Genomic DNA, 1,895 nt, shown 5'->3' with positions numbered 1-1,895 from the left:
GGCCAACAGGATAGGTGCAGTTTTTAACACTAAAATCATCTAATCTTGGAGCATCCACTTTGGAGTGGGTGCTTTCTTTCTATCTGTCTTTATTATATCAGGTATGCTTAAAAAAACAAGAGGGAAAAGGGAGAGTAAAATATTCTTTTTGCGTGCAGCAATTTGTCTTGCTATAGGGTGTATAGAGCGAAGGGAGGAAAACACCGTGAGACAATACAAAGATACCGATCAGCTGATTCGGAAATATTCCGACATGGTATATCGTTTGGCGTTTGCACGAATGGGAACGAAGTATGACGCCGATGAGATCTTTCAGGAAGTCTTTTTGCGATACCTGAAAAAATGTCCGGAATTTCACGATGAGGAGCACGAAAAAGCATGGTTTTTGCGCGTGACGGTCAATTGCTGCAATAAAATGCACAAATCTGCTTGGCGCAGACATACCGTAGAGCTGGAAGAAAATCTTCCTTGGGAGACACCGGAAGATTCTGGCTTGTATGATGCCCTTCAGCAATTACCGCCCAAGTATCGGGAAGTCATTCATTTGTTTTACTATGAAGATATGACGACCGAACAAATCGCACAGGCCCTGCACCGCCGCGGCGGCACGGTTCGTTCCCAACTGACCCGTGCACGAGACATGCTGCGAGAGCTTTTGAGAGAGGAGAATGACGATGAAACGCAAGTATCAACATATGATGCAGCAAGTGAAGCCCAATGAACAACTGGTACAGGAGGTTATGACGCAAGCGCGGAAGCATCCTGTGCGGCGCATGTCCCGCACGCGCCGTGTCCTGCGTCCAGTCGCTGCGGTTGCCGCTGTGTGTGTCTGCCTGAATTTCACGCTGTCCGCGCTGGCAGCAAACAGTGATAGTGCATACGCTATGATGTGTGCGGTCTCTCCGGCACTTGCCCAGCATTTTGTGCCGGTGAATAAAACTTGCGATGACAACGGCATCCGCTTGGAAGTGGAATCGGCGTCAATTTCCGGCAATAACGCACAGGCTTACGTCACTTTGCGCGATATGGACAAAAAAGGCCGCATTGATGAGACCACAGATCTGATGGACAGCTATCATATTATTACAGCGCAGGATACGGCCAGCGGCTGTGAGCGTGTTACCTATGACCCGGATACCCAGACCGCGCGGTTTTATATCAACATCACGTCCATGAACGGCAAGGATCTGGTCAAGGACAAAGTGACCTTTATGCTGTCGCAGTTTTTGAGCGGAAAACAGGAAAAGAACAGCTATACCATCCCGCACGCGCTGGATGCTGCCTTGGAACAGCCGCAGACGACCAAAAAAGAGATTACCGGCGGTGGCGGCGGCTCGGATGACGATGCCAGCTTGTTTACGGGACAGCACACGGTGCTCAAGCCGGACGAGAATAACACGATCTTGCAGGAAATTCCGGGTATTGATTTCACCGGCGTGGGATATATCGACGGCAAACTGCATGTGCAGATGGCGATGCGCGACTTCCGCAATACCGATAATAACGCGTGTGTTTGGCTGACCGATGCCAGCGGAAAGCAAGTAGATGAGGACTATTCGCAGTGTTTCCTATCAGACGATGATACGGATAATTATTATGAATTTGTCTTTGATGTTCCACAGGATCGGATTTCCCAGTATCAGCTGTGCGGCGATTTCCAGATTGCCAATCATGGCGCAACACAGGGAAACTGGCGCGTGACCTTCCCGATTGAGTAAAAAAGACATTGTACTGGAAGCGATATGGCAGTATAATAGAACAAAGAGCTTCAAAAAGGAGAACGTACAATGCAAATTTTGATTACCGGCGGTGCCGGATATATTGGCAGTCATACCGTCATTGAACTGCAGCAGGCAGGTCATGACGTCGTAGTGGTAGATAATCTGAGCAATGCT

At 48.8% G+C, this 1,895-nt stretch carries 3 protein-coding genes; all 3 read left to right on the top strand.

What is annotated here, in order from left to right; translation table 11 throughout:
- The first annotated feature begins 205 nt into the window (after nt 1-205).
- Nucleotides 206-721 (top strand): RNA polymerase sigma factor, encoded by a 516-nt coding sequence (locus tag ACR0P9_RS11820; protein WP_432620393.1) that lies wholly within the window; start codon nt 206-208, stop codon nt 719-721.
- Nucleotides 675-1,718 (top strand): hypothetical protein, encoded by a 1,044-nt coding sequence (locus tag ACR0P9_RS11815; protein ID WP_432620391.1) that lies wholly within the window; start codon nt 675-677, stop codon nt 1,716-1,718. Before ACR0P9_RS11820 ends, ACR0P9_RS11815 begins: the two co-directional genes overlap by 47 nt.
- A gap of 69 nt (nt 1,719-1,787) precedes the next feature.
- Nucleotides 1,788-1,895, top strand: a 108-nt coding sequence (locus tag ACR0P9_RS11810; protein ID WP_432620395.1) for an NAD-dependent epimerase/dehydratase family protein, incomplete at its 3' end; no start/stop codon positions are given.

This window comes from Butyricicoccus sp., from assembly GCF_050872565.1.
Lineage (GTDB): Bacteria > Bacillota > Clostridia > Oscillospirales > Butyricicoccaceae > Butyricicoccus_A.
This window is presented reverse-complemented; position numbering and strand designations above follow the sequence as displayed.